We start from the raw sequence: 20,768 nt of genomic DNA on the forward strand, positions 1-20,768 counted from the left end.
CTAGCTTTGTTATTATTTTGTTTTTTCTGCTATACTTTCCCGAGCAATAAAGCTCGTAGGTAACATTACTTTCATTGGTAATTCTCTTCCTTTTAACCTATCGTGTAAAAGCTTTACCGCTGTTTTCCCCATTTCCTCTGTATAGATTTTCACTGTAGATAAGCTTGGAGTTAAATAAGCAGCTGCACTAATATCATCAAAACTAACAACTGATACTTCCTTTGGCACAGGAATACCTGCTTCATTAAGCGCTTTTAAAGCGCCAATAGCTAAAGGATCACTCGCTGCAATAATTGCAGTCGGCATGCTTCCCTGTTCAATTAACTCTTTTGTCATCTCATATCCGTGAATTGGATCCCATCCTGCCACTTTTATGTAGCGTGAATTAAAGTTTCCTTTTTCCTTCATCACTCGCTCATATGTTTTTTGACGGCTTTCAGAGTGATGCTCTCCAGCACTGTCACTGAGACGCTTTGTAATCACTTTTCCACCAATAAAAGCGATATCTTTATGCTTCATTTCTTCCAGTTTTTCAATCAAACCTCTAGTTGCAGCTTCGAAATCAGAGGTTACTACGTCAAAACCTGTATCTTCAGGAGCATAGTCCACAAAGATTAGCCTATTTTTATTGTAATAAAATGAAGTTAAATCTTTTTCATCAATTGCCCCTATCACAATTAAGCCGTCTAAATGATTAAGTCCGCCTTTAGGGATTTCATTTTCACCAACCACAAACACGTTTTCCACCTTAAATTGATAAGCTTCACAAATACTTTCAATGCCTAATCGAATAGATAAAAAGTATGGATCATTCACTTCATCTTTTGGTGATGTTGTTAGAATTAAACCGATAGAACGAGTCTCTGTTAACTTTGAATGTGCCATGTTTTTTCTTTTTGACGACTGATAATTTAAGCTTTTTGCAGTGTTTATCACTCGCTTCCGCGTATCATCAGCGACGGATAGTGTTTGATCACTATTTAAAATTCTAGATACGGTAGCAATTGAAACACCTGCTTGCTGTGCAATATCTTTAATCGTTGCCATAAATTAGCCACTCCCTATAAAAACTTCTATTTGCTTTTATGATAGCACACGAAAATTGGTATAGACCAAATAGTTTAAGGAGAAAAGACTCCTTGCTTATTATGTAGCCGTCGATAAGTTGATTCTATTTACTTTTTTTTAGTAAAATTAACTAAATTAATCTTACCAAAACCTTTACTACAGTTCAATGTTTTTTTGAATGCGTTTTCAAAAAAAAAAAAAAAAAAAAGAAGAAGCTCATTAATCTCATCTCCTTCTTTCTTATCTCTCTATTTAATAGCTTCGTAAACGCCTGTTACAACGCTTCCATATTGACCAGTTTCAAACACGTCTCCTTCAAAGCGATTCGGATTTTCCGAAGGATTAACAAGTGGTGAATGTTTCTTATTCGTTAATAAAACAATACCTAAATCTTTTTCACGGTCGATAATGGTAACAGTACCAACCCAACCAGTATGGCCAATTGCATCTCGACTTGCATGAGGACCAAACATCCATTCCATGCTTTCATCCCCATTTCTTCTCCATCCAAGTGCATACGTAGAATTCATAGGTGAAGGCTTTGTAAAAGATTGAATGGTTTGCTCATCAAATAATTGATGGCGACCATATCCTCCCCCGTTTAACATTACTTGTAGTAAGACAGCTAAATCACTCGTTGTTGAAAACAAGCCTGCATGTCCTGAAATACCAGCCATCGAATAGTATGCTTTTTCGTCATGAACTTCTCCTTGTAGTGTATATGTTCGAACATTCGGAAAACTTATAATACCATCTCGCGTATTACCCTGTAGTTCAGTTGCCGCAAAGTTTTTAGACTTAAACCCTTTTTGTAGCGGATTAAACAGTGTATGCTTCAAGCCCAATGGTCGATAAATTTCATTTTCTACGTAATAATCTAAACGCTGATTGGTAATTCTCTCAACAATAATGCCAAGGAGCATATAGTCAACGTCGCTGTATACGTTCTTTGTTCCCGGCTCGTATTGAAGAGGTGTTTTGGAAATTAAGTTTATAGTTTTTGCTCTGTCCTGGGAGTATAAAGAACCGGCTTTTGGATGGAAGTATTGTGGGTCTGGCGGAAATCCCCCGCTATGATGCAGTAAATCAATCACTTTCATTTGGTTCTTTCCTTTAATAACATCTTCTGGCTGGTCTTTAAAGTCTGATAGGTATGTTTGAACCTTTTCATTTAAATTCAGTTTCTCTTCGCTAACTAGCTTTTGGAGAGCAAAATTTACCGCATACATTTTCGTATTAGAAGCTAAATCAAACATTGTATCTTCCTTCATTTTTTCAGGATGTTTTAGTAGTGTGGAAGCATTATATTTTTTAGCATAACCATAAGCAGTATTTTTCACAACCTTACCATTTTTCACAACCAATAATACGGCACCTGGAAAGCCACTTTTAATTTCTTGTTCAATCATGGCATCCACTTCTCTTAGCTTTGCAGACGACATTCCGACCTCCTCAGGTTTAGCTTTTTTTAGCACTGAGTGATTGATAGGGTGAGATATATCTTGATGAACAGATGTTTCTGAATAAATATTAGCAGATGCAGATAAAGGGCTGCTTGCTAGGGCAAGTAGCCCTGCTAGAGATAATACTGCGTACGTTTTTTTCATTGCACTTCCTCCTACTAGAATAATAGATGAAGAACTAGGATTGTGCCTCTATTATAATTGTAAAAGAAAATAAGATTAGAAGATATTGGATAGAAGTCCTGTTTCTTTATTCAGGTTAATATTTGGATAATGCATTTGGCTTAATTTCATATTTAAGATCTCTATTTATAAAGACAAGGTTCACTATTTTATATTTTTTAACATAATATATTGTAAAAAATGCAAAGGATGTTATACCATTGAGTAAAAAAGCAAAAAAGCTCGGAAAATGCTGTCCCCCTTCCCCGCCTGTCATTCCAACTCCAAACTACGGTTATGTCTTCAATACTGGTAATCAAAATATACCTGTTGAAAGTGATATTCCGTTTAGTTCAAACGGAGCGTTGCTAGGCATCTCTCATAGCGCTAGCACTACACCAATTACTATTCAAAATCCTGGAACATATGCAGTTTGGTTTATCGTAAACGGAACAACCTCTAATCAATTTGCATTATACCAAAATAACACTCTTGTTCCTGGAAGTATTTACGGCACAGAAACACCTGCTGCTGGAACGTCTGCTGGAAATATCGGAATGGTCATTATTTCTGCACTCGTAGGTGACCAGCTATCGGTACGAAACCATACAAGTGCGGCCCCAGTAAACTTAGATAATGCTTCTGGAGGAACACAAACAAACGTTAGCGCTTCAATTATGCTAATTAAAGTAGGTCCTCCTATATCACCCGATCCAACTTTAGCAGCTGTTAACAGTGCTCAAACTATTGCGGAAATGCGCATTGCCATTACTAACCCTGCACTTGGCTTAAATTTAACAGCATTTAATTCGTTAACTCTTGCACAACAAGACCAGGTCTTACAAGGGTTAATTACTAACCGGCCTGCTTTAGGCTACCCGACAGTTCAAAGCGTCCAGATTGCTCTTGATAATGAAATCAGCCAATTAGTGGACCCTAATAATATTTATGTAAGAGCAGGTGCCGTAGGAGGTAACGGCAGTCTTGGAAGCCCGTTTGGAACCATTCCTCAAGGCATTGCAGCTGTAAATGTCGGAGGTACTGTTCATATTTTAGAGGGAACGTATCCAATTACCTCTCAAATCAACGTGAACAAGGTTAATATTACTCTACTTGGAGAAAATAATCCTGTCTTATTATTACAAGCTGCTGTCATCCCTCTTTTAGTTACAGCCAGTGGCGTTACGGTGGACGGATTAACGCTGACTAGCCCTATTCCATATGCAGTGGAGTTTATTCAAGTTGGTGGTAGCAATATTCGCCTACTAAATAATACAATTTACGGCCCCCCTCAACCACTGCCAATGTCAAACTGGGTTGTTAATCGTGCCGTTGTTTCTCAGGTTGGAGCATCTAACATTCTCTTAGAAGGCAATACTTTCTATTCTTTACGAACGGGAATGTACATTAATCCAAATACAACAGGGACTATTAATAACAATGTTGTATACAATACTAAAGGTGGTTTTTTAGTGGACGGTGCTTTTACGACTTTTCTTGGAAACTCATGGGGCACTCCTCCAAATGAATTTGATATTGTGCTCTTAGCAGGCACAACCACTGGACCTCCATATAACAATATCCCTGCTCTGCAAGTAGCCAACAACAACGCGACTATCTCTGATCAACGGTAAGAAAAAGTGGACTCTATATATAGAGTCCACTTTTTTCCTATGACTTTATTCTATTTATTTAATATATATACTATCCTCTATGTCTAGCAACTGACCTCATAGCGAACCACTGAATAATACTCATTATAAATATTACAACGAGTAAAAAAACATACGTAGAGTAAAATTGACCAGTTAGATCAACTAAAGTTCCGATGATAATTGGCCCCAATGCGCCGATGATATAGCCAGCTGACTGGGTCATTGCTGACAAGCCGGCAGCTTCATCAGCATTTTTGGATAAATCAATGGGCAATAGCAAGTTTAGCGGAAATAGCGTTCCAGCACCGATACCAATAAAGATTGCGCCCACCCACGGAACAACTTCAAGAGCTAATAAAAGTAGACCTAACGCTTCCATCCCAGCAGCAAACCAGAGCCAAAAAAGGCGTGACGTCACTTTCTTTAGTAAAACTGGTAATAAAAATCCTACTGGAATTTGAGTTGCCGTAAAGAGCGTAAGAATACTTGCAGCATACTGCTTCGAATAGCCTTGAGATTCAATTAGTGGAGCAATCCATGCTGTTGCTGAATAAAAGATCATCGCCATACAGCCAAAAGATAACGTTAATAACCACGCACGCTTGTTATTCCAAGGAATTGGCTTTACTTCTTCGTGTACCGAAAGATTAGAGGAAGCTTTGCTATTCTTCAAAATCCAGTGCCACCAAACCGGAATAGCTGCGATAGCAAATAGTACCCAAATACTCAACGTCACTCTCCAAGAATTTGTGCTTTCATAAATTGAAACTGAAAGCCATGAAGCGGCCACTGCTCCCGTTGTCAATGCAGCTGTATAAAGGCTAATCATAAAAGGTACATGCTCATTAAAATATTTTTTTATAAAGCCAGACAAAAGCGGTCCCATAGCAGCAATGCCTATCCCTGCTATAAGGGAGGTCATAATTAAAAAGCTGGTTGAATATGTAAAAAAACGCAACACTGTTCCAAGTCCAATCAAACAAAGTGCATATCCAATAATACGCTCTAGCCCAAATTTTTGACCCAAACCTGCAGCAAGTGGGGAAAACACCCCCATACACAATACAGGCACAGCTGTCAAAAGGCTGGCCGTAGACGCATTCATTTGAAGCGCTGATGTAAGCTCCTGTAAAATAGGGGAAATTGAATTAATGGCTGGCCTCATATTCAGTGCTGCAATCATAATGGAAACAGCAAATAAAATCATTTTCTTTTTATTAATAATCAACACCTCCACACCTTCTCTTTCTATTATACGTCAGTTCTTCTGACAATGACGTAAAAAAAGCAGCTTCCATTGGAAGCTGCTTTTACTCATACTCTTTCTCAAATATTTTTGTACTACGAACTGTTTCAATTGGTCGTACAAGCTTTTCAATTTGTCCACGTTTAGGCTCTAAAAATGGAGGAAGTGAAAGTTTTTCACCTAATGTTTCATACTCTTCATCTCCCATAAATCCTGGACCATCGGTTGCAAATTCAAATAAAATACCAGGAGAAACGCGAGCATATAAAGATTCAAAGAAGTGACGATCCACATAGCCTGATGTTGGAAATCTAAAGCTTGCAAGTCGATCAATCCACTCTTCAAGCACTTGACGATCATTCACTCGAAACGCTACGTGGTGAACGGTTCCGTATCCTTGAATACCTTCTGGTAAAGTTGTATTATGTTCAACGACTACTTGAGCACCGTTTCCACCTTCTCCAACTTCAAATAAATACAAGTCACCTTTTTGGTCTACTTGTCGGAATAATAATACTTTCTCTAATACTTCCTTAAAAAAATCAAAATTAGCAACGCGTACAAAGATTGGGCCAAGTCCAGTAATTGCATATTCTAATGGAATCGGTCCCTTTTGCCAAGGTGTGCCAGAAGCTACTCCGACATTTCCTTCATCAGAAATTAATTGGTATTGCTGATCATCAAAGTCCACAAAAGATAAAGTTTTCTTTCCGAATAGTTCCTGAATACCACCGTGATGAACACCTAAACGATTAAATCGCTTTTCCCAATATTGAAGTGCTTCATTGTTTGGAACACGAAATGATGTTTTAAAAATTTCATTCGTACCATGAGATCCTTTTGGAATTCCTGGGAAGTCAAAAAACGTCATATCAGTTCCAGCACTTCCTTTATCATCTGCAAAAAACAAATGATAGGTTTGAATATCGTCCTGGTTGACTGTTTTTTTCACCAAGCGCATCCCTAGTACATACGTGAAAAACTCATAATTTTTTTCAGCACTACTCGTAATAGCTGTCACGTGATGAATACCTTTTAATTCATTCATTCTAATTCCTCCTAAATGGGATTATGTTTATAGTATCATTTTATTTTTATATCAAATATCTTTAATTCGAGATAATTATATCAAATTCACTTTCATCATGTCAATGTCAATCAATTAACTCATGAAAATTAAATAAAAATGGACTCGCCCTTTTCTACTCAATACAGGCTTTTGCATATACCAGGTTGTCCTGTTTTTCATATCTTATATTAAGTAGAATGCATTAGAGCTTCTACTAATAAAACAACTGGGAGATGATTGTCAATGTGTAGAAAACACGACAAGCATGGTAAAGGTAAAAAAGATTATGGTAAGAAAGAGTTTAAGTGCTACTGCTACGAAAAAGATTCTTACAAAAAAGATTACAAGCACGATGACAAAAAAACTGGCAAAAAAACTTGTGATAAAAAGAAACACAGCTACGACAAGAAAGAAAAATGCTCTTATAAAAAAAGCAGCAAACGCCACGGTAAATGGGGCTACTAATTTAAATCGACTAAATTCATTTTAGTTAGAGAGAATAGAACGCTTTTTGTTCTATTCTTTTTTTACATATATTGTCCTTTTCCTCTTACCTGTATGCTGTTATGATAAAGGAATTACATTTAGAGGAGTATGACTTAATGGACTTGCACTATCTAATCAAAGGCTTAGCAATTGGATTTTCAGTCGCAGCACCTGTTGGCCCAATTGGTATATTATGCATTAATCGTACTTTAACAAAGGGAAAACTGCATGGTTTTGTATCAGGATTAGGCGCTGCTACAGCAGATGCTTTATACGGCTTAGTAGCAGCTTTTGGACTAACTTTTATTACCAGCTTTTTGTTAAGTCAAAAAATATGGCTGCAGTTAATCGGTGGCCTTTTTTTATGTTATTTAGGGATACAAACATTTCGTTCTCGACCTGCAGAAAAAGCTGCTGTTGCACAAAAAAGCACACAGCTGTTTGAATCCTTCTTTTCTATATTAATTCTTACTGTTACAAATCCAATGACGGTCCTGTTTTTTATCGGTATTTTTTCAGGTATCGGTTTAAGTAATGAATCGTTTTCATTACCTAGCGCGTTGCAAATGGTTGTTGGAGTCTTTATCGGTTCAGGATTATGGTGGCTGTCACTTAGCCTAGGAGTTGGCATATTTAAATCAGCATTCACGCCTCAAAGGCTAAGCTGGATAAACAAGTTATCCGGCTGTATTATAGTAGGATTTGGACTATGGAGTTTATTGCAGCTTATTCTATAAATAAAAAAGCAGATGCATATGCATCTGCTTTTATTCTGTTACAACAATTGGTTGACCTTTTGTCACAATAATCGTATGTTCAATTTGTGCAACAAAGCTCCCGTCATTTGTCGCTAGCGTCCAGCCGTCATCCAACTGATATGCTTCTTCAGCATTTGTTGATACAAACGGTTCATACGCAATAACCATTCCATCTTTTAAAAGAGTGCGGTCTCTTGGTTCATAGTAGTTATGAACGTGATCTGGTTTATCGCGAAGTGAATGTCCTACCCCGTGACCCGTTAGGTTTGTAATAACCGTGTATCCACGTTTTCGCGCACTGTTATGAACAGCTCGCCCAACATTACTAAGCTTACCGCCAGCTTTAAACTTTTTCAGTCCCTCATCAAATACTTCTTTTGTTGCTTTACAAAGCTTCTCCAAAAACTTATTATTGTCTCCAACAACAAATGAAATACCCGTATCAGCAAAATAACCGTCCTTAGAGCCTGAAACATCAATATTAACAAGATCTCCCTCTTTAATCACGCGCTTTCCAGGAATGCCGTGAGCTACCTCTTCGTTTACACTAATACAAGAATAGCCTGGGAAATCAAATAATTCCTTTGGGGCAGAAATTGCTCCATGTTTTTCAAAAAGTTCTTTAGCTAGTTCATCTAGTTCACCTGTTGTAACTCCAGGCTTCGTTTCTTTTACTAACGTATCTCTTATCTCAGCAAGGATCTTTCCAATTTTCATTAAGCCTTGCTTTTCTTCTTCAGTACGTACTATCACTTTCTATTCACACCTTTCATATGAACATATCTTATCTTACTCCAAGGATTCAAGCAATGAGTTAGGACTACAAATAAATAAAACGAAATATTCAATTTTTTTATCATATAAAAATACAGGCCTAAGTATAGCCTGCATTTCTTTTTTTCTTCGTTTATTTTTCACACTCATTATTTCATTAATCTAAGAGTTCTTTGTTTTTTAAATAGGAGCGTTTTAACGAGGTGTATTCGGCTAGAAACATGAATAAACCTGCAAATACAACGATCATGAAGTCAAACAGCTGTTCACCAAGTAACTGCAGACCTACAGAAACAAGATAGAGCACTGAAAAGATGATCATAAAACTCGCTGACCTTACCATGATTCGCTTTTTTTCTTTTTTAAACGCATCTTCAGACATTACATTTGCATACTCAATCCCAGAAAAAATATATCGAATAAATACGTACGCTACAAACAGTAAGATAGGTACCCCTGCAATCCACTGAGCTGGCAGGTTCCATTCTGGTAGAGAGTGGGTTCCTACGACTAAGATACCACATGAAACACACATCAACAACGAGCCTTCACCTAGAAAATAAACCACTTTTTGAGCTTTGTACTCATCGTTAGGAAGCACATATGATAACCACGAATCTTTCATTGTTATTCCTCCTCCCAAAACAAATCATTTAACGTTTTGTCAAGTTCTTTTGCAATATTAACGCAGAGCTGAAGGGTAGGATTATATTTACCTTTTTCAATTAATCCAATTGTTTGCCTTGTTACATTTACTTTTTGTGCAAGGTCTGCCTGTGTTATTCCTTTTTCAATGCGGGCAAATTTAACTTTATTTTTCAAACAACCACCTTTTCCACTTTGCAATATATATATTACTTTTGTTAACTATATATTACATTTCATAGTTAAAATTGTCAACTTAATATTCCATTAATTGAACAATTATCCATATTCATATAAGATGAAAATAGTTTAATAGAAAAGAGGTTTCTTGATGGCTTCGTGTATTCAAGCAGTTTTTATTGATCGTGATGGCACAATAGGAGGCGACGATACAGTTCATTACCCAAAAGACTTTACGTTGTTTTCTTTTTCATTAAAAACCATTCATTTATTAAAAGAGCACAATATTAAACTATTTGCTTTTACCAACCAGCCTGGAATTTCAAGCGGAGAAGCAACCAAAAATGAGTTTATAAACGAATTGACTTCATTTGGATTTGACGACCTTTGCATTTGTCCTCATCATCATGCTGCGAGATGTACATGCAGAAAGCCGAGTACCGGCATGCTTATAAAGGCTGCCACTAAGCATCAGTTAGACTTATCAAAATGTGTGGTAATTGGAGATCGGTGGTCGGACATTGAAGCTGGAAGGAAAGTAGGAGCAACAACAATTTTAGTGCAGACAGGTGCAGGAAAACAATCACTTGCTGAGCATAAGCATAAACAAACGAAAGACTTTCCTCATTATGTTGCTACAAATTTAGAAGAAGCTGCAAAGTGGCTCATTACAGCTTCGTTCTATTGAAAAGGTAGAAAGAGAATGAAAGATAAAATGTTTTATGTTTGATTGGCGATAATCGCTATCATTCCATATTTCACAGGTGAAATCGTGCTATTTATGATGCTTTACTTAGTCCTCATGGCACTCCAGGGAATACACCAAACGTTGCTGCATTTTTATGAAGATTGGAAGCGCAGAAATCACATATAAAAAAACCAGCTTGACCCTATAGTCAAGCTGGTTTTTTATTATACTTCAGCTACGTCTTCTTGCAACTTCATTACTTCTACTTCTTTTATTTGCAATCCGTCTACATCATTCACCTTAAACTCATATCCCTCGTAAACGATACAATCATGAAGCTCAATATCAGTTTTTTGCGTTAAAATCCAACCACCAATTGTATCAACTTCTTCTTCTTCGAGATGAATGCCTAATAAGTCATTTACCTCTTGAACTAGAACTTTGGCATTTAAAAGGTAGTGATTATCTGATACTTTACGAACTTCTTGAACTTCTTCAGCATCAAATTCATCTTGAATTTCTCCAACGATTTCTTCAAGAATATCTTCAATTGTAACAAGTCCAGACGTACCGCCGTATTCATCAATTAAAGCAGCCATTTGCGTACGATTCTTCTGCATTGTTAACAGTAAGTCGTGAATTGGAATAGATTCAATAACCTGAATAATTGGCTTCATATATCGCTCAACCTTCTCTTGCTTTAAGTGGTTGTGGATGACCACATCATTTAAAACTTCTTTCAGGTTAATTAAGCCAATGATTTGATCTTTATCTCCTTCTGCTACAATTGGATAACGCGTATAGCGTTCTTCTACTGCTATTTTTAAAAATTCTTCTATTGTATCTTCATTGGATACCACAATCATCTCTGTTCTTGGCACCATAATTTCACGTGCAACGCGATTATCGAATTCAAATATATTATTTACATATTTATATTCGGCTTGGTTAATTTCTCCACCTTCATAGCTTTCTGACAAAATAATACGAAGCTCTTCTTCGCTATGCGCAATTTCATGTTCAGAAGCTGGCTTTAGTCCGAAAAGACCAACTAAAATACGTGCTGATCCATTTAATAACCAGATGAAAGGATACATTAAACGATAAAACCAAATAAGAGCTGGCGCTAATAACAGTGTTACCGTTTCTGCTTTTTGAATAGCAACTGTTTTCGGAGCTAGTTCTCCTACTACAACGTGCAGGAACGTAACAATGGCAAAGGCAATCGCAAAGGATAATAAATGTGACAGAGTTGATGAAAAACCAAAATCAGCAAAGATTGGATTTAAGATTTTCTCAACAGTCGGCTCTCCTAACCAACCTAACCCTAACGCTGTAATTGTTATACCTAACTGACAGGCAGATAGATACTCGTCAAGATGTGTGGTTACCCTTTGGGCTGCAAGTGCCCCTCTGCGCCCTTCAGCAATCAGCTGATCGACCTTTGAACTACGAAGTTTTACAATGGCAAACTCAGCCGCTACGAAGAACGCGGTTAAACCAATTAAAAGCGCAACTAATAGTAAATTAAGTGTAATCAATACGTTTTCTTATTCTGGCAAAAAGCAGAATAAGAGAACACCTCCTGTTTTATAAAAGTATCGACTGGATTACACCTTTATGTATAAAGGTGATTCCAGGTGCATAAGTGTAACTTTCAATCTCTTTTTAATGCACGCTACTTTTATTACATTAACCATACTTGCAAATCTGCTTCGTCTGCTATGTCTCCCTGCCCCATGGAATCACCCCCTTTTAAACTATCACTTAATGGTTTTTACTATAATGTATAGCAAAGATTAAGAATCATTATACATGATTTTGGAGAAACGTACAGATAAGTTCATGGCGAATTTATGAACTTCATTTTAACGTTTAAAGCTTTTACATTCCTGTAACAAAAGAGTTTGAGCTATAACAACATGATTGCTTCTAAAAAACGAACACTAGCTGTTTTCACCTCTTTTATCTGAACACGTTTATTCCACTGCGCTGCAGGATCTCAGGTTTTACTCTAGTTCCAGAAGGAGTCGAATGTCCTACGCTCTATTCCATACTATTTTCAAACTGTTTTTTATAAACAACAAAAAGCCTGAACAATTAAGAATTCATAACTCTTAATTGTTCAGGTATAGTAGGGGCTTACCTACTTATATCTTGGTCTCTTTTAATACTAAACTTTAGTTCGTGATAATGTCTCCATCTTCATCATCAATTGGATTATCAATTTCTACAGGGTCCCTCTGTAAAGAAAGCTCTTTTTTCTCTTCATCCCACTTCACTTCAAATCCTGCTCCTACTGCAGTAGTAGCAGCCGGTAAGTAGGAGTGTTTCGTTGGCTTATACAGCTTCAAATCGCTCGTTTTTAAAAGCCCCAAACCAAGTAGCAGTTTATCAGCTTGTACATAAGGCTTGCCATCGATGAGCTTAAGCTGGTCATGCGTATATGGGTACTTGACATTATTCACTTTTACTGTGAACGGCCCCTCTTTTTGTTCTTGAATTGGCTTGGGCTGTTTTGCTTTATAGGAAAAGCGATCCACTCCTAAAACGGTTCCTTCACGGGTGTTGTCAGCCCCACCGTACATCTTTCCGGTTTCTCGATCAAGAATAGCTGCTTGGACATTTCCAATATGCTGCGCTGTTTCTTCAAAAGCATGCCCTTTAGCCATTAGCTCTAATCGCGTATTTTGATCAATATCAGGCTCCCATCTAACGGTTGGATAAGCTGCTGAATAAATACGCGGTGTTAAAATTGCTTCTTGAATAGGCATCTCGTGATCTACAACATTCATAATTGTTTCAGCGACAGATGCAATAATTGTTGGGCCTCCTGGTGAACCAATTGCCATAAACGGCTTTCCATCTTTTCCTAAAAATGTTGGGGACATACTGCTCCGTGGTCGCTTGCCTGGCTCTACTTCGTTAACTCCACCTGGTGTTGCATCAAAGTCCGTCATTTCATTATTAAGCATAAAGCCATATCCAGGGACCATAATACCTGATCCAAATACTTGTTCAATAGTAGTTGTATATGAAACCATATTTCCCCACTTATCTACTACTGAAAAATGGGTGGTTTGTCCGATTGGCGTTTCTTCTTTCACGACTTCTTTCTTTTCTTTCTCCCCACCTTGATACTTCCAAGGATCTCCTTCTTTCACCTCAGGTGTTGAACGATTTTTGTTAATAAGCTTACGACGTTCATTTAAATATTCTTCGTTTAGTAAGCCTTCTTTAGGTACAGCGTAAAAATCTTCGTCAGCCATATAAGCTGCGCGATCTGCGTACGCTAAGTGCATCGCTTCTGTTAAATAATGAAGGTACTGAGGAGAGTTTGCTCCCATTTTTTTAACATCATAACCTTCCATCAGCTTTAAAATTTGTAACACCGTTAATCCACCTGAGCTCGGCGGTGCTGCACTAATAACATCATAACCTCTGTATGTAGTAGATACAGGCTCTCTTTTCTTAACTGTATAATTTTTCAAATCTTCTTCAGTCATCGTTCCTTCTTTAGCTTGTACTTCTTCAGCTAAAGCTTTCGCAATATCTCCTTCATAAAAAGCTGCAGGACCATCCTCTTGTAAAATTCTAAACGTTTTAGCAAGATCTTTTTGTAGGAGTAAATCTCCTTCTTCAAGGGGTTCGCCATTTTGAAGGAAAATCTCGGATGCTGCTTTATTATTTTTCAACTTCGACTTATTTTCATTAATATACTGTGCCATCGACCAATTGACCTTAACACCTTTATCCGCTTGTTTAATAGCTGGTTCAATTAGCTTTTTAAATGTCATTGTCCCATGATCTGCAAGGGCTTGTTCTAATACTTTTGCTGTACCAGGAACTCCAACTGCCTTTCCAGTTGTGTGTCTCTTGCTAAAAGGTACAGGCTTTCCTTTTTCATCTAAGAACAATTTCGATGTTACATTAGCTGGCGCCATTTCACGACCGTCAATCATTTCAATATCGTTTTCTTTCTCATCGTAAATCATCATAAATCCGCCGCCACCAATACCTGACATCATTGGCTCAACAACGTTTAAAGAAAGCTGAATAGCTACGGCTGCATCGACGGCGTTACCACCATTTTCTAACACTTCTTTCCCTACTTTAGCTGCTAAAGGGTGTGACACAGACACAAGGCCTTTCGTCGCTCCTTGCTTCATCGAGCGATTCACTCCTGGCACTTCTGCAGATCCTACTGGTGCAATAACACTAAAGACTAGCATAATAGCAAAAAAACTTTTTAACACCTTCATCTACTTCACGCTCCTTTTTAATAGGTGGAATGTATCCATTCACATTCTATAATAAACTAAATTTTCATAATTTTTTACAAAATAAAGCAAAATAATACATTTTAACTATAAATAACAATATTTAGAAACTAATAGGTCCTAATTAACTAAAAAAGCTACTAAAATAATTGAGCAGCCTTTCAACTCATTATGTTATATTAAAGGAGTTTTTTTTTGCTTAAGAGTCCTTATGATATAAATACATACTAACCCTACACTGATGATTACATATCCCATCCCACCAATTAATCCAAGTGTTCGACTATCTATTACTGTCAATAATAAGCCTGCTCCAAACATAGATAAACCCAGAGTTACGTTGGAAATGGTTGTAAACATACCAAATACCTTTCCTTGATGTTGTAAAGGCGTCACTCTCATAACAACTGAATCCAGACAAGCGTTGCTAATACCTGAAAAGAATGCTAGAACCAAATAAAAGCAAAACGCTAGCTGCCAGGAATAGGTGTTACTTATCATCATTAAGAAAATACCTTCTACTCCAAGAGAGACTAATCCACAAATCAACAGATATTTTCGGATTCGATTCGCCACAATAAAGCTAAGCATTAGCCCCATCCCAAGTCCTCCGTAAAACAAGCCTACCCCCCAGCTTTCTATGTTAAATTCTTGAACAGCATACACGCTAATGAGTACGTTATCAATTCCATTAAAGATAGGTACAAAAAGTTCAAAGCAAAAAACCAAAATTAAAGCTACCGAAGACGTAATAATTGAATAAACAGCAGAAATTGTAATGGATTCTGTTGGTTTCGAATTTACTTGTTGTCCACCTCTATCTACTAGTTTGTATACAATTAAACTGGCAAATAAAAAAGAACACGCATTTAATATAAACGTGACATCACTTCCTATATAAAAAGAAGCAAAGCCACCAATAAGAGAGCCACCAACTAATACAATTCCTAATAATACTTGCTCTAAACTATTAACCTGTACAATACGGTTCGAATGAATAACAGTAGGTATTAAAGCCTTTCTTGTAGGAGCATAGATAGCTTCTCCCGCTGCTAATACAAACGTACTTACATAAACAAGCCAAATCATTGAAGAATCGTTTACCCATATAAAAGCTAAAGCAAACGGAATTCGAATGAGGTCTGTAACAATTAAAATCATTGGCTTTGAAAAACGATCCGCAAGCGCTCCTCCTAAGGGGCCAAAAAAAAGAAACGGAAGAACCCTAATGCCAAGTGCTGTACCTACTGCTAGGCCAGATTCCGTATATTCTAAAAGCAAAGCTAACAACGCTACTTGGCTGAAACGATCTCCTACTCCGTTCACAATCCCTGCTAAAAATAAACTTCGATATGCTTTCTCAACTTTTAATAAATAAATCATCTTTCTATCCCCTTTAACTAATTAGATAATCATCTAATTAGTTGTGTGAAATAAAAGCTAGTTGATTAAACTAGCTTACATCTTGCCCCATAGCTCTTTAGGGTTCATTTCATATTGATTATCTTTTCGATACATATAATGATTCATGATTAATTCACGCCTTAACGTTGCGTAATCATCATGAAACTTTTTTAAATACTCATTCAGTTCTTTTTCTTCATAAACAATTCCATACTTAAGATCACTGATAATCTTTTCAAGCACAACCATGCGCTTTTTACGCTGTGCTGGTAAATTTGTCAGCTTTCCATCAGCAGTAAAAAAGGTCTTTAAAATTTTAAAACGATCATTTTCTTCCACTGTTTCAATCACCTCTTCATTTACAATCGTTAAAATAGCCGTTGCGCTTGCTTCTAGTGCTTTTACATTGAGATAAAAATAAATCGTATTTTTGTCTCTTCGTTCTTTAATCAGTCCAATATCTCGAAGCTTTGCCATGTGGTGCGTAATCGTTGGCGGTTTTAGTCCTAGCTTGCCTGCAATTGCTTGCCCGTTCAGAGGTCCTGACTTTAGTAAACTTAGAATACGAATTCGCGTCGGATCTCCCATTGTTTTATGAAAGTCCACAATACGTTTCAACTGCATATAAACACTCCTAGTTAGATATTTATCTAATTAGACTATAATCTAATTTATAGAATATTTAAAGTTATTTTTCAGAAAATACTAATCTTTTTTACAAAGAAATGGTGTATACTCTCACCATACACGGAATTTTTTTAGTCTAAGGAGAAATTTTATGCTATCTACTGTCGCTATTAAGCAAGTCACCACTACAGACGCAAAACAAGTTGTTGCTTTTTTAGTTAAAATGCGCAGTCAACTGTTTCCCATGCTGAATAAGGATGTCCTTTCTCCAGATTTAGCAAACTTTGAAATGCACTACTTACATAAAGAAAAAACAGCTTTCTTCGCTGCTTTTTCACCTACCAATGAAGTAATTGGAACCATTTGTGTTTATCCATATGACCGTCGTTTTAGTCATCTGAACGACTTTTATCCAGAAAACACAGCTGAAATTGTTAAGTGTTATGTTGACGAAAAGTATCGCCGCTGTGGAATTGGCAAACAGCTCTTTCAACAAGCACTGTCTTTTAGTCAAGGGACGTATGATGTCTTAAGCTTACACACTCACCCATTCCTTCCTGGCGGCTTTGCATTTTGGCAATCAAGGGGCTTTCACACACGCTTCACTGAAAAAGATGGGGTATGGGATACGATTTTTATGGACATGAAGCTACTGCCAAGATCCTAATGGCATTATCTCCAAAATGCGGTGATGACAAATAAAAAAGTCGCTTTACACAGCGACTTTCTTATTTATTGATAAACATCTCAATCCCCGGCCCAATCGGAAGCCCAAAAAGATTCCAAATGAGAAAGAATAAAGTCCAGGCAACCAAAATGACTACGCTATACGGGAGCATTAATGAAATGAGAGAGCCAATTCCTGACCTTTTATCATAATCTTTCATTAATGCCAAGATAATTGGAAAATACGGATTTAATGGCGTAATAACATTAGTGGACGAATCGGCAATTCGGTAAGCCATTTGCACATATGCCGGATGATAATCAAGCAACATTAACATCGGGATAAAGATAGGAGCCATTAAAGCCCACTGGGCAGACCCGCTAAAGATAAATAAATTCAATACTGCAGTCAAAAAGATGAATCCGATGATAACAGGCAGTCCTGTTAGCCCAATTCCTGTTAGTATCTCAGCTCCACTTACAGCAATCCACGTACCAATGTTCGTCCAGTTAAAGTATGCAATAAACTGAGAAGCCGCAAAAATTAAGACGATAAAGCCTGCCATGTCTTTCATTGACTCTGCCATTAAGTTAGGAACATCGGAAATAGACTTTAGATTTCCTACTGTAAATCCATAAGCCATTCCAATTAACAGAAAGAAAATGAGCGTAATTGGTACAATACCATCTAAAAATGGACTTGGAATAATAGTACCTTCATCGCTTCTTAACAGCCCGCTTTTTGGAACAGTCATCATAGCAATCATTCCTATGTAAAGAAACCCTACAATACCGGCATTTCGAAGCCCTTTGACTTCAAGGTTGGATACCTTTGACATCACAGATGCTTTATTCCCTTTGTACGTACCAAGTCTTGGCTCAATAATTTTTTCTGTTACAAGTCCACCGACAAGAACAACAAGCGCTACAGATGCCGCATTAAAAAACCAGTTATCAACGGGTGTTACCGTTGCCGTATCGCTCACCGTTTTCACTACTTCATTTGCAATTCCGGATAATAAAGCATCATTACCTGAAATGACCAAGTTAGCACTGAACCCTGCACCTACTCCCGCAAAGCCAGCTGCTAAACCAGCAAAAGGATGCCTTCCTAGCGTATAAAAAATGGTTGCCGCAAGCGGAGGAATAATGACAAACGCCGCATCTGCTGCTAAATTACCAAGCACTCCTGCAAAAACAATTGCGTATGTAATAACACTTTTAGGTGCATTTATAATAGTCTTTTTAATAAACGTTTCAATTAGTCCAACCTTATCAGCCACTCCGATACCAAGCATCATAGCTAGTACTAAACCAAGAGGCTGAAACTCTGTGAAATTGGATAGCATTGATGTAAAGATAAACTGAATCCCTTCTTTAGAAAACATATTTCTAATTGGAAGTTCTTCACCTGTTCCAGGATGGACAGTCGTTACGTCCAGTACACTTACAATCCATGAAACAATCATAATGCTCATCGCAAAAATAGCAAATAATACTGCGGGGTGTGGAAGTTTATTCCCAACCCTTTCAATAGAGTCTAATACCCTTACTATAATTCCTTTTTTCTCAACCTGATTTACTTCCGGATTCATAGCTGCCTTCCCTTCTATCGATGTTTTAGGAAAATTTCCATTTAAATTCCTTTTTAAAAGGGTAACACGAAAAGAAAACAGAAATCAATAAATTTTCTAAAAAATTAGTCTTTTCATAAGAATTTCTTATTATTGTGCGCTACTTTTTCTTTCTACTACACAATAGAACTATCCACTATACTAAATTATACAGGAAAGAAGTGAGTTTAAATGGAGGCGATTCATTGGTTTATTCTCTTAAACGCATTGATCACGTTCAGCTTGCTGCTCCACCTAATAGTGAAAATGAAGCCCGGCGTTTTTTTCATGAACTTCTTGGTTTTCAAGAAGTTCAAAAACCGACTGAACTTCAAAAAAATGGTGGAGTATGGTTTACACTCAACAACTGTGAACTTCATATTGGAATTGAACAAACATTTATACCTGCCCAAAAAGCACACCCTGCTTTTGAAGTTGAAAATTTATTCGCTTTGAAAGAGCACCTTACAACTCATCACGTTCCCTTTATCCAAGATGAAAAGTTACCAAACGCTAACCGCATTTATGTAAATGATCCTTTTGGTAATCGCTTGGAATTTTTAGAGTGGGTGTAACAGAAAAAGCATGCTCTTCAGCATGCTTTTTCATTTTTATTTACTTGGTCTATTTAAAACTGTTCCCGCTCGTAGCAATACAACAACATATCCGACGATGCCCCCAATGATGGCTGGAACAACCCATCCTAGCCCCACATCATATAGAGGTAATAATTGTGTAAAAGCTGAATCTACTGCCTGCATTTTCACCCCAGCAGCACCCAATCCATCAAATAAACTTACAATGAATGTTAAAAGTAAGCTTCCTTGATATACAACAGGATGTCCTTTAAATAAAGGATGTAAAAATGTAAGCACAATAAGTACAATGGCAAGTGGATAAATAGCCGTTAGTACTGGTACAGAAACTGCAATTAGCTGTGTTAAACCGATATTAGCAACAAGTGCACTAAAGGCAGATAGAATAACAGCAAGTGCTTTATAGCTAACTTTAGGAAATAGCTGGTGAAAGAAAGTAGAACAAGCAATGATTAGTCCAATGCTTGTTGTTAAGCATGCTACGGTAATCATAATACCTAGAAACACGCCTCCAAATGAACCAAAATAATAATTCGATACGCTAGCGAGCACAGACCCACCATTATCTAAATAGCCTAACTCAGATACGCTTGCTGCTCCCATGTAAGCAAGAGCAGTATAAAAAACGCCTAATACTGTCGCTGTGATAAGAGTTGCTGCTCCGCATACCGCAATGATTTGCTTCCTAGTCGTAGCCCCTTTATCACGGATAGTATTAATAATCATAATACCGAATACAAATGAAGCTAGCGTATCCATCGTTAGATATCCCTCTTGAAAGCCTTTGAAGAATGAATTGGTTTCATACGCTTCTAGAGGAGCTCTAAATTCACCGATTGGAGCTACAATCGCTACAACAACTAAAATACCAATAGAACCAATTTTAACAGGTGTTAACACCTTTCCAATAATATCGACAATCTTTCCTGGCTTAAGTGAAAAGAAGCACGCAAGCCCAAAGAAAATAATGGTGAAAATTAATAGAGGTAAGCCTCCTACGCTTTCTGGTAAAAACGGCTTAACGCCAATTTCATAAGAAACTGTTCCCGCTCGAGGGATTGCAAAAAGTGGACCGATAGCTAAATAAAGGATAATCGTAAACACAAGACCAAAAACAGGGTGTGCTCGACTAGCTAAAGATTGCAAATCATCTTTGCCTGAAAACCCAAGGGCCATTACCCCGATTAAAGGAAGACCTACCCCTGTAAGTAAAAAACCAGCATTTGCGGACCATAAATTCGTACCAGCTGATTGACCAAGCATAGCTGGAAAAATTAAATTTCCCGCTCCAAAAAATAGAGCGAATAACATAAGACCAATTACAACAATAAATGAAAATGGTATTTTATTTGACAACTAAAACCCTCCGTATTTCTTGGTTGAAATTA

General features: G+C 37.2%; 19 protein-coding genes. 6 read left to right on the forward strand and 13 right to left on the reverse strand.

Annotated features, from left to right (window positions below; translation table 11 throughout):
• Positions 1–12 precede the first annotated feature (12 nt).
• Complete coding sequence (locus EPL02_RS13695; protein ID WP_094912154.1) at positions 13–1,047, reverse strand: LacI family DNA-binding transcriptional regulator; 1,035 nt, start codon at positions 1,045–1,047, stop codon at positions 13–15.
• A gap of 269 nt (positions 1,048–1,316) precedes the next feature.
• On the reverse strand, positions 1,317–2,675 hold the full coding sequence (gene pbp4b, locus EPL02_RS13700; protein WP_131888011.1) for a penicillin binding protein PBP4B: 1,359 nt from the start codon (positions 2,673–2,675) through the stop codon (positions 1,317–1,319).
• 239 nt (positions 2,676–2,914) lie between these two features.
• Between pbp4b and EPL02_RS21220 the strand changes: the two genes are divergently transcribed.
• Complete coding sequence (locus EPL02_RS21220; RefSeq protein WP_286175444.1) at positions 2,915–4,327, forward strand: right-handed parallel beta-helix repeat-containing protein; 1,413 nt, start codon at positions 2,915–2,917, stop codon at positions 4,325–4,327.
• A gap of 70 nt (positions 4,328–4,397) precedes the next feature.
• Here EPL02_RS21220 and EPL02_RS13710 read toward each other — a convergent pair whose 3' ends face one another.
• Together EPL02_RS13710 and EPL02_RS13715 are read right to left on the reverse strand one after the other, a co-directional pair.
• Complete coding sequence (locus tag EPL02_RS13710; protein ID WP_286175445.1) at positions 4,398–5,576, reverse strand: MFS transporter; 1,179 nt, start codon at positions 5,574–5,576, stop codon at positions 4,398–4,400.
• Positions 5,577–5,658: 82 nt separating this feature from the next.
• Positions 5,659–6,642 (reverse strand): ring-cleaving dioxygenase, encoded by a 984-nt coding sequence (locus EPL02_RS13715; RefSeq protein ID WP_131888012.1) that lies wholly within the window; start codon positions 6,640–6,642, stop codon positions 5,659–5,661.
• 264 nt (positions 6,643–6,906) lie between these two features.
• Between EPL02_RS13715 and EPL02_RS13720 the strand changes: the two genes are divergently transcribed.
• Positions 6,907–7,128, forward strand: coding sequence for a hypothetical protein (locus tag EPL02_RS13720; protein ID WP_131888013.1), 222 nt, complete (start codon positions 6,907–6,909; stop codon positions 7,126–7,128).
• Between the two features lie 137 nt (positions 7,129–7,265).
• Positions 7,266–7,886: a LysE family translocator gene (locus EPL02_RS13725; protein ID WP_131888014.1), complete on the forward strand. Its 621-nt coding sequence runs from the start codon at positions 7,266–7,268 to the stop codon at positions 7,884–7,886.
• Positions 7,887–7,916: 30 nt separating this feature from the next.
• Here the strand turns inward: EPL02_RS13725 and map are convergent, their stop codons facing one another.
• The 3 genes from map to EPL02_RS13740 form a co-directional block, all read right to left on the reverse strand.
• Complete coding sequence (gene map, locus EPL02_RS13730) at positions 7,917–8,660, reverse strand: type I methionyl aminopeptidase (RefSeq protein WP_094912151.1); 744 nt, start codon at positions 8,658–8,660, stop codon at positions 7,917–7,919.
• A 178-nt stretch (positions 8,661–8,838) separates the two neighbouring features.
• Positions 8,839–9,306, reverse strand: a complete 468-nt coding sequence (locus EPL02_RS13735) for a hypothetical protein (protein ID WP_094912150.1) — start codon at positions 9,304–9,306, stop codon at positions 8,839–8,841.
• Positions 9,307–9,308: 2 nt separating this feature from the next.
• The gene (locus EPL02_RS13740; RefSeq protein WP_078989520.1) at positions 9,309–9,503 is read right to left on the reverse strand and encodes a helix-turn-helix transcriptional regulator; all 195 of its coding nucleotides are present in this window, start codon (positions 9,501–9,503) and stop codon (positions 9,309–9,311) included.
• Positions 9,504–9,657: 154 nt separating this feature from the next.
• On the opposite strand from EPL02_RS13740, the gene EPL02_RS13745 reads away from it, so the two are divergent.
• Entirely contained in the window at positions 9,658–10,194 is a 537-nt protein-coding gene (locus tag EPL02_RS13745) for an HAD-IIIA family hydrolase (protein ID WP_094912149.1), read from the forward strand.
• Positions 10,195–10,418: 224 nt separating this feature from the next.
• Here the strand turns inward: EPL02_RS13745 and EPL02_RS13750 are convergent, their stop codons facing one another.
• The 4 genes from EPL02_RS13750 to EPL02_RS13765 form a co-directional block, all read right to left on the reverse strand.
• Positions 10,419–11,735, reverse strand: coding sequence for a hemolysin family protein (locus tag EPL02_RS13750; protein ID WP_131888015.1), 1,317 nt, complete (start codon positions 11,733–11,735; stop codon positions 10,419–10,421).
• 639 nt (positions 11,736–12,374) lie between these two features.
• Positions 12,375–14,456, reverse strand: coding sequence for a gamma-glutamyltransferase (ggt, locus tag EPL02_RS13755; RefSeq protein ID WP_131888016.1), 2,082 nt, complete (start codon positions 14,454–14,456; stop codon positions 12,375–12,377).
• A gap of 192 nt (positions 14,457–14,648) precedes the next feature.
• Positions 14,649–15,857: an MFS transporter gene (locus tag EPL02_RS13760; protein WP_094912146.1), complete on the reverse strand. Its 1,209-nt coding sequence runs from the start codon at positions 15,855–15,857 to the stop codon at positions 14,649–14,651.
• A gap of 75 nt (positions 15,858–15,932) precedes the next feature.
• Positions 15,933–16,502, reverse strand: coding sequence for a DUF2087 domain-containing protein (locus EPL02_RS13765; protein WP_094912145.1), 570 nt, complete (start codon positions 16,500–16,502; stop codon positions 15,933–15,935).
• Positions 16,503–16,656: 154 nt separating this feature from the next.
• Here EPL02_RS13765 and EPL02_RS13770 point away from each other — a divergent pair, with 154 nt between their 5' ends.
• The gene (locus tag EPL02_RS13770; protein WP_062686895.1) at positions 16,657–17,172 is read left to right on the forward strand and encodes a GNAT family N-acetyltransferase; all 516 of its coding nucleotides are present in this window, start codon (positions 16,657–16,659) and stop codon (positions 17,170–17,172) included.
• Between the two features lie 61 nt (positions 17,173–17,233).
• On the opposite strand, the gene EPL02_RS13775 is transcribed toward EPL02_RS13770, so the two are convergent.
• Positions 17,234–18,766, reverse strand: coding sequence for an AbgT family transporter (locus EPL02_RS13775; RefSeq protein ID WP_131888017.1), 1,533 nt, complete (start codon positions 18,764–18,766; stop codon positions 17,234–17,236).
• Between the two features lie 224 nt (positions 18,767–18,990).
• On the opposite strand from EPL02_RS13775, the gene EPL02_RS13780 reads away from it, so the two are divergent.
• Positions 18,991–19,359 carry a VOC family protein gene (locus tag EPL02_RS13780; RefSeq protein ID WP_094912143.1) on the forward strand — a complete coding sequence of 123 codons (369 nt, stop codon included), beginning with the start codon at positions 18,991–18,993 and terminating at the stop codon, positions 19,357–19,359.
• A 36-nt stretch (positions 19,360–19,395) separates the two neighbouring features.
• Here the strand turns inward: EPL02_RS13780 and brnQ are convergent, their stop codons facing one another.
• The gene (gene brnQ / locus EPL02_RS13785) at positions 19,396–20,736 is read right to left on the reverse strand and encodes a branched-chain amino acid transport system II carrier protein (RefSeq protein ID WP_131888018.1); all 1,341 of its coding nucleotides are present in this window, start codon (positions 20,734–20,736) and stop codon (positions 19,396–19,398) included.
• Between the last annotated feature and the right edge of the window lie 32 nt (positions 20,737–20,768).

This window comes from Bacillus sp. CBEL-1, assembly GCF_004348885.1.
Lineage (GTDB): Bacteria > Bacillota > Bacilli > Bacillales > Bacillaceae_H > Priestia > Priestia aryabhattai_A.

Bases quoted from the DNA above. Each gene is read 5' to 3' on its own strand.
- EPL02_RS13695 (WP_094912154.1), bottom strand. From the start codon at position 1,047: ATGGCAACGATTAAAGATATTGCACAGCAAGCAGGTGTTTCAATTGCT.
- pbp4b (WP_131888011.1), bottom strand. From the start codon at position 2,675: ATGAAAAAAACGTACGCAGTATTATCTCTAGCAGGGCTACTTGCCCTA.
- EPL02_RS13715 (WP_131888012.1), bottom strand. From the start codon at position 6,642: ATGAATGAATTAAAAGGTATTCATCACGTGACAGCTATTACGAGTAGT.
- EPL02_RS13720 (WP_131888013.1), top strand. From the start codon at position 6,907: ATGTGTAGAAAACACGACAAGCATGGTAAAGGTAAAAAAGATTATGGT.
- EPL02_RS13725 (WP_131888014.1), top strand. From the start codon at position 7,266: ATGGACTTGCACTATCTAATCAAAGGCTTAGCAATTGGATTTTCAGTC.
- EPL02_RS13735 (WP_094912150.1), bottom strand. From the start codon at position 9,306: ATGAAAGATTCGTGGTTATCATATGTGCTTCCTAACGATGAGTACAAA.
- EPL02_RS13745 (WP_094912149.1), top strand. From the start codon at position 9,658: ATGGCTTCGTGTATTCAAGCAGTTTTTATTGATCGTGATGGCACAATA.
- ggt (WP_131888016.1), bottom strand. From the start codon at position 14,456: ATGAAGGTGTTAAAAAGTTTTTTTGCTATTATGCTAGTCTTTAGTGTT.
- EPL02_RS13760 (WP_094912146.1), bottom strand. From the start codon at position 15,857: ATGATTTATTTATTAAAAGTTGAGAAAGCATATCGAAGTTTATTTTTA.
- EPL02_RS13765 (WP_094912145.1), bottom strand. From the start codon at position 16,502: ATGCAGTTGAAACGTATTGTGGACTTTCATAAAACAATGGGAGATCCG.
- EPL02_RS13770 (WP_062686895.1), top strand. From the start codon at position 16,657: ATGCTATCTACTGTCGCTATTAAGCAAGTCACCACTACAGACGCAAAA.
- EPL02_RS13775 (WP_131888017.1), bottom strand. From the start codon at position 18,766: ATGAATCCGGAAGTAAATCAGGTTGAGAAAAAAGGAATTATAGTAAGG.